The sequence below is a fragment of the Micrococcus sp. KRD077 genome, assembly GCF_017168505.1.
In the GTDB taxonomy this organism is placed as follows: Bacteria; Actinomycetota; Actinomycetes; order Actinomycetales; family Micrococcaceae; genus Micrococcus; species Micrococcus luteus.
This window is the reverse complement of sequence record NZ_JABFAZ010000020.1, coordinates 163,469-170,740: the sequence shown is the minus strand read 5'-3', so window position 1 is coordinate 170,740 and position 7,272 is coordinate 163,469. Positions and strand designations below refer to the sequence as shown.

Annotated in this window: 4 protein-coding genes; all 4 read right to left on the bottom strand. The window is 72.3% G+C overall.

The window, feature by feature from the left end; all coding sequences use genetic code 11:
• Positions 1–291: 291 nt before the first annotated feature.
• On the bottom strand, positions 292–1,635 hold the full coding sequence (gene tyrS, locus J1M39_RS06010; protein ID WP_070708495.1) for a tyrosine--tRNA ligase: 1,344 nt from the start codon (positions 1,633–1,635) through the stop codon (positions 292–294).
• Positions 1,636–1,704: 69 nt separating this feature from the next.
• Positions 1,705–3,993 carry a HelD family protein gene (locus tag J1M39_RS06005; RefSeq protein ID WP_206496571.1) on the bottom strand — a complete coding sequence of 763 codons (2,289 nt, stop codon included), beginning with the start codon at positions 3,991–3,993 and terminating at the stop codon, positions 1,705–1,707.
• A gap of 167 nt (positions 3,994–4,160) precedes the next feature.
• Entirely contained in the window at positions 4,161–5,621 is a 1,461-nt protein-coding gene (gene argH, locus J1M39_RS06000; protein ID WP_044659914.1) for an argininosuccinate lyase, read from the bottom strand.
• 85 nt (positions 5,622–5,706) lie between these two features.
• Positions 5,707–6,948 carry an argininosuccinate synthase gene (locus J1M39_RS05995; protein ID WP_041104698.1) on the bottom strand — a complete coding sequence of 414 codons (1,242 nt, stop codon included), beginning with the start codon at positions 6,946–6,948 and terminating at the stop codon, positions 5,707–5,709.
• Positions 6,949–7,272: the final 324 nt, after the last annotated feature.

The following is a 7,272-nucleotide window of genomic DNA, read 5'->3' as shown; positions in this document are numbered from 1 at the left end:
GACCTGCCATTCTCGGCATGAATCCGCGGATTCTGTGTTCTTCACCCCGCCTCCCGGTCACCCGGTCGGCGTCTTGAGCACGAGATGGAACTCTACACACGAATCCCACCGAACACAAAATCAGGGGTGACACCCGGCGTCCGGGCACGAGGGAGGGCCCCGTTCTCCGCAGAATCCTGCGGAGAACGGGGCCCTGTGCTCCTCCCGTGGGCGGTTCCTCCGCCGTCGCCGCCCGTCGTGTCCTCGGTCACTTCTGGCGACCCGGTGGACACCGGTGGTCTGCGGCCGTGGTCAGGCCTCCCCCAGGTCCGCACCCGCCATGTTCTTCTTGCCCCGGCGCACCAGCAGGTGCCGGCCGGCGAAGGCGTCGTCTCGGGTGAACACCTGGTCGGCATCCGTCACCCGCACGTTGTTCACCGAGGCGCCGCCGTCGCGCACCGTCCGACGCGCCTCGGAGCGCGAGGCGACCAGCCCGGTGGAGACCAGCAGCTCGACCGCGGTCACGGTGCCCGGCTCCCCCTCCCACTGGGTCCGGTCGGCCTGCGGCAGCTCGGCCAGCACGGCGGTCAGCGTGTCCGGGTCCACCGTGGTGAGGTCGCCGCCTCCGAACACCGCCTGGGAGGCCTCGATGACCTTCGTCGTCGTCTCCTCTCCGTGGGCCAGCGCCGTGACCTCCCACGCCAGGCGCCTCTGGGCTTCCCGGCGGAACGGCTCGTCGGCCACCTTCTGCGCGTACTCCTCGATCTCCGCGCGGGTCAGGAACGTGAAGACCTTGAGTCGGTCGACGACGTCCGCGTCCGCCGTGTTGAGCCAGAACTGGTAGAAGGCGTACGGGGAGCACATCTCCGCGTCGAGCCAGACGGCGTTGCCCTCGGACTTGCCGAACTTGGTGCCGTCCGCGTTCGTGATCAGCGGCGTGCCCAGCGCATGGGCGTGGGTCCCCTCCACCTTGCGGATCAGCTCGGTGCCGGCGGTGAGGTTGCCCCACTGGTCGGAGCCGCCGGTCTGGAGGGTCACGCCGTGCCGGCGGTGCAGCTCGAGGAAGTCGTTGCCCTGCAGCACCTGGTAGGAGAACTCCGTGTAGGAGATGCCCTCATCAGAGTTCAGGCGCTTGGCCACGATCTCCTTCTTCACCATCGTGCCGACGCGGAAGTTCTTGCCGACGTCCCGCAGGAAGTCCAGCGCGCTCATGCCCGCGGTCCAGTCCAGGTTGTTGACCATGGTCGCCGCGTTCTCCCCCTCGAAGGAGAGGTACGGCTCGATCTGCGCGCGCAGCGACTCCACCCACGCCGCCACGGTCTCCTGCGAGTTCAGGACGCGCTCCGAGGTCTGCCGCGGGTCGCCGATGAGGCCGGTGGCGCCGCCCACGAGGGCATACGGGCGGTGGCCGGCGAGCTGCAGGCGGCGCAGGGTGAGCAGCTGGACCAGGTGTCCCAGGTGGAGAGACGGAGCGGTCGGGTCGAAGCCGCAGTAATACGAGACGGGCTCCCCGGCCAGCGCCTGTTCCAGCGCGGCCTCGTCCGTCGAGACGTGCACGAGCCCGCGCCAGCGCAGCTCCTGCCAGACGTTCTCGAAGCTCGGGTCGTTCGCCTGTGCGCGCAGTCGGGCCGCGCGCTCCTCGTTCTGGGGTGCCATAGCCCCCAGCCTAGCGACGCGCCCGCGCGCCTCCGCGACGCCGCGCACGTGCGACGTCGCCCGCGGGGCTCACTCCGGGACGTCCGCCAGCCCGGCCGGCAGCGCGGCCGCGTCCGTCCCGGCGACGACGGACAACGACTGGGTGGCGCGGGTCATCGCCACGTACAGATCGCCCACCACGCCGCGCGCGTCGGCCACGATCCGCTCGGGCGAGACGAGGACGACGGTGTCGAACTCCAGTCCCTTGGTCTCCCACGGGGTGGCGACGACGATCTCGACGCCGGGCAGCGGCGCGGTGTCCACGGCCGCCTCCCCCCACCGCTCCCGGAGGACCGTGAGCAGCTCCCCCGTCCGCCCGGCGGGGGCGATCACGGCGGTCAGGGCCTCGGGCACGCGGTCCCGCTCGACCTCGACCGCGTCGAGGGCCAGGGCCGCGACGTCCCCGCCCGGCTCCGTCACCAGGCGCGGGCGGTGGTCGCCCTCGCGCACGGCGCGCGGATGGGAGACCTCGAGCCCGGCCGCCCGTGCGACCTGCGCGGCCCAGCGCATCACGCGCGCGGGCGAGCGGTAGTTCACGGTCAGCTCTTCCAGGCGCCAGCGGTCCCCGAACTCCGGGGCGAGGACGGACGCCCACGAGCCGGCCGCGTCACGACGGGAGGACTGCGCGATGTCCCCCACGATGGTGAACGACTTCATCGGGCAGCGGCGCGCCAGCAGGCGCCACTGCATCGGAGAGAGCTCCTGAGCCTCGTCCACCACCACGTGCCCGTACGTCCAGGTGCGGTCGTGGGCCGCGGTCTCAGCGGTGGTCCGTCGCACCCCGCGTGCCTCATTGGCCGCGGCCAGCTGCTCGGCGTCCACGACGCCGTCGACGCCCAGGTCCGCGAGCGTCTGGTGCATGTTCTCCAGGGACGCCCTGGCGTTCTCGAGGTTGCGCTCGTGCTGGGCCGCGAACTCACCGCCCCGGCCCGGGGTCTCGAGGCGTCCGAGCAGCTCGGCCGCCTCGTCCAGCAGGGGCACGTCGGCCTCGGTCCAGGGGGCGTCGGCCGGGCGCAGGAGCGCGCCGACCTCGACGTCGGACAGCCACGGGGCGGCCGCCCGGAGCAGGTCCTCCCGGGTGAGGAGGTCGCCGATGAGCTTCTCCGGCGTCAGCGGCATCCAGCAGAGGTTGAGCGCGATGCGCACGTCGCGCGAGGTGCGCACGTCCTCGAGCAGGAGGTCACGCTGCACCGGGGTGCCCGAGGACTTCTCCAGCTTCTTGCGCAGCTTCTCCGCGAGCTCGCGGACGAGGATCTTCACGAACGTCACCCGGGCCTCGTTGTGGGGCTTGCGGGTGGCCCGTGCCTTGTCCCGGGCGCGCCGGACCATGGCCGGCTTGAGCTTGACGGCCGTGCCGTCGATCATCAGGCGCCGCGGCTCGACGAGCAGGCGCTGGCGCTGCGCGACCGCGTGGGCGACGGCGTCCACCATGTCCAGCCGGCCCTTCACCGCCGCCGCGTCGAGGTCCCGCTCCGGGACGGCCCGCACACCCGGCATCAGCGTCCCCAGCGAGGACATCACGACACCGGTCTCGCCCAGCGAGGGCAGCACCCGCTCGATGTACCGCATGAACGCGGTCGACGGGCCGACGATCAGCACGCCCGAGCGCGCGAGGCGCTCCCGGTGGGTGTACAGCAGGTAGGCGGCGCGGTGCAGGGCGACGGCGGTCTTCCCCGTGCCGGGCCCGCCCTGCACCACGACCGCCCCGGGCAGGGGCGCGCGGATCACCTCGTCCTGCTCCGCCTGGATCGTGGCGACGATGTCCCCCATCCGTCCCGTGCGTCGGGCGGTGACGGCGGCCAGCAGCGCACCCTGGGCATCGGCGCGCACGCCGTCCTCGCCCAGCAGCGTCGGGTCCAGGATGTCGTCCTCGAGGTCGCGCACCTCGCGCCCCCGCAGCATCAGGTGACGACGACGGCGCACGCGGCCCCGGTGGGCCGCCGTCGCCTGGTAGAAGGCGCCGGCCTCGGCCGCGCGCCAGTCGACGAGGAGGCGCTCGTGGTCCTCGGTGGTGAGGCCGATGCGCCCGATGTACCGCTGCTCGTCGGCCCCACCCTCCCGCTCGGCGTCGAGGTCGAGCCGGCCGAAGACGAGGCGGTCGTCCACGGCGTAGAGCTGGGCGAGTCGGTCCTCGTAGAGGCTGGCGAAGGCGTCGCGCTCGGAGTGGTTCTGCAGCGACCCCTGCGGGCCGGTCCGGCGCACGGCCGCGAGCTGGCGCTCCTTCTCCTCACGCAGGGCGTCGAGGCGGGCGTACCGCTCGGCGACCCGACCCCGCTCGAGGTCGAGCTCGGACTGGCGGACGGACACGGTATCGGTCATCGGGGGCCCTCGCGGTGCGGTGAGGGGCGGACCACGCTGCGGCCCGCCCGGCGGAAAAGTGACCACCCATGCTACGCCGACCGCGGTGAACGGCGGGTGACGCGGCGGTGCCCTGGGGGCGCCGCCGCGTCCGGCCCGGTCGGCGCCGCCTCGGCCGGGCGACCGCGTCAGCGGGCGTCGACGACGGAGCCCGGCGTGTCGGCCCAGCGGCGCAGCGGCGCCAGGGCGTCCTCGAGCGCCCCGATCTGCGCCGCGACGGCCGTCGGCGCGGTCCCGCCCTGGGCGTCGCGAGAGGCGAGCGAGCCCTCCGTGCTGAGCACCTCGCGGACCTGCGGGGTCAGCGCCGGCGAGATGGCCGCGTACTCGTCGTCCGTGAGGTCCCACAGCTCCACGCCCCGGGCCTCGGCCGCCTTCACGGCCTCGCCCGACAGCTCGTGGGCCTCGCGGAACGGGACCCCCTGGCGGACGAGCCACTCGGCGACGTCGGTGGCCAGCGCGAAGCCCTGCGGGGCCAGCTCCGCCATGCGCTCCGTCTGGAACTCGAGGGTGGCGATCATCCCGGAGACGGCGGGCAGCAGCAGCTCGAGGGTGTCCGCGGCGTCGAAGACGGGCTCCTTGTCCTCCTGCAGGTCGCGGTTGTAGGCCAGCGGCATGCCCTTGAGCGTGGCCAGCAGCCCCGTGAGGTCGCCGATGAGGCGGCCGGACTTGCCGCGGGCCAGCTCGGCGACGTCCGGGTTCTTCTTCTGCGGCATGATCGAGGACCCCGTGGAGTACGCGTCGTGCAGCGTCACGAAGCCCGCCTCCTTGGTGGCCCAGAAGATGACCTCCTCCGAGATGCGGGACAGGTCGACGCCGACCATCGCGGCGACCCACGCGAACTCCGCGTACACGTCGCGGGCGGCGGTGCCGTCGATCGAGTTCCACACGGCCGACTCGAAGCCGAGCTCGGTGGCCACGGCGTTCGGGTCCAGACCCAGGGAGGAGCCGGCCAGGGCCCCGGAGCCGTACGGCGAGACGGCCGCGCGCGCGTCCCAGTCCACGAGCCGCTGCAGGTCCCGCGCGAACGCCCAGGCGTGCGCGAGCAGGTGGTGCGAGAGCAGGACGGGCTGCGCGTGCTGCAGGTGGGTGCGGCCCGGCATCGGCGCGTACGGGTGCGCCCGCGCCTGATCGAGCAGCGCGTCCACCGTGGCGATCACGCCCCGCGCGATGATGCGGGCGTGGTCGCGCAGGAACATCCGGCCGAGGGTGGCGACCTGGTCGTTGCGGGATCGGCCGGCCCGCAGGCGGCCGCCGAGCTCGGGACCGGCCCGCTCGATGAGGCCGCGCTCGAGCGAGCCGTGCACGTCCTCATCGGACGCCGCCGGGGTGTAGGCACCGGAACGCACGTCCGCCTCGAGCCGGTCGAGGGCCGCGATCATCCCGTCCAGGTCGTCCGCACTGAGCAGACCGGCGGTGTGCAGCACCCGGGCGTGGGCACGGGAGCCGGCGATGTCATAGGGCGCCAGGCGCCAGTCGAAGTGCGTGGACTTGCTGAGCGCGGCGAGCGCCTCGGAAGGGCCGCCGGCGAAGCGGCCGCCCCACAGGGCGCCCTCGTTGGTCCCGTGGCGGGCGTCGGTGTTCTCGGTCATCGAAGGTCTCCTCGAGGTCGGTGACAGGCCGACGGCGGCCGGCCCGGGCGCGGGCGGGCCGCCGTCGTGCGCGGGGCGTGCGGGGTCAGTCGTTGGACAGGCGGGCGACGTCCTGGAGGTCGTCGCCGCCGCGCAGGCGCTGCTCGCGCTCCGAGGCCGTCTTCGCGGACAGGCCGAAGATGTCGATGAACCCGCGGGCCGAGGACTGGTCGAACGAGTCGCCCTCGTCGTACGTGGCGAGGTTGAAGTCGTACAGGCCGGTCTCGGACCGGCGACCCTGCACCGTGGCACGGCCGCCGTGGAGCTCCAGGCGGATCTCACCGTTGACGTGCTCCTGGGTCGCGTCGATGAACGTGTCCAGGTTCCGCTTCAGCGGGGAGTACCACTGGCCGTCGTAGACCAGCTCGGTCCAACGCTGGTCCACATGCTTCTTGAAGCGCGCCTGTTCCCGCTCCAGGGTGACGTTCTCGAGCTCACGGTGGGCCGCGATCAGCGCCATGGCGCCCGGTGCCTCGTAGATCTCACGGGACTTGATGCCCACGAGGCGGTCCTCGACGATGTCGATCCGGCCCACGCCCTGGGCACCGGCCCGGCGGTTGAGCTCCTCGATGATCTCCAGCGGGCTCAGCGCGCGACCGTCGAGGGCCGTGGGGACGCCGCGCTCGAAGGCGATCGTGACCACGTCCGGCGCCGGCGGGAAGGCGGGGTCGTCCGTGTAGTCGTAGACGTCCTTCGTGGGGCCGTTCCAGATGTCCTCGAGGAAGCCGGTCTCGACGGCGCGGCCCCACACGTTCTGGTCGATCGAGAACGGGTTCTTCTTGGTGGTGACGATCGGCAGGTCGTTGCGCTCGGCGTACTCGATGGCCTTCTCACGGGTCAGGGCGAGGTCGCGCACCGGCGCGATGCACTTCAGGTCGGGGCCGAGGGTCTGGATGGAGACCTCGAAGCGGACCTGGTCGTTGCCCTTGCCGGTGCAGCCGTGCGCCACCGTCGAGGCGCCGAACTGGCGGGCCGCCGCGACCAGGTGGCGGGAGATCACCGGGCGCGAGATCGCGGAGACCAGCGGGTAGGCGTCCATGTAGAGGGCGTTGGCCTTGAGCGTGGGCATGCAGTACTGCTCGGCGAACTCGTCACGCGCGTCGGCGACGTAGGCCTCGACGGCGCCGCAGTCCAGGGCGCGCTGGCGGATCGTCTCGAGGGACTCGCCCCCCTGGCCCACGTCGACCGCGACGGCGACGACCTCGGCGCCCGTGGCCTCGGCGATCCAGCCGATGGCCACGGAGGTGTCCAGGCCGCCCGAGTAGGCAAGGATGATGCGTTCCTTCACGTTTTCTCCTCTTTATATAGGGGGGTCTCCGAGCGCGGCACGTGGCCGTCGGAGGCGTGCTCGGTGGCGATCCTACCCGGATCTTGAATAAATATGCAACTGACGGAATATCAGCTCCCGATGGCCCCTGTGCAGCCCCTCTGCGCCGACAGCGACGGCCACGGGCGACCATCGCTCCGCCCTCGAATCCCGGGTCGAACGCGACTCAGGTCACGGCCTCGGCCGTCGATCGTGACCTTCGCCCATGCCCCTGTGACGGAGGTTGTCCACACCGGCGGATCAGACACCATGACAGCAAATCCGACCAGTAGCGTGCATTTCATC

Bases quoted from the DNA above. Each gene is read 5' to 3' on its own strand.
- tyrS (WP_070708495.1), bottom strand. From the start codon at position 1,635: ATGGCACCCCAGAACGAGGAGCGCGCGGCCCGACTGCGCGCACAGGCG.
- J1M39_RS06005 (WP_206496571.1), bottom strand. From the start codon at position 3,993: ATGACCGATACCGTGTCCGTCCGCCAGTCCGAGCTCGACCTCGAGCGG.
- argH (WP_044659914.1), bottom strand. From the start codon at position 5,621: ATGACCGAGAACACCGACGCCCGCCACGGGACCAACGAGGGCGCCCTG.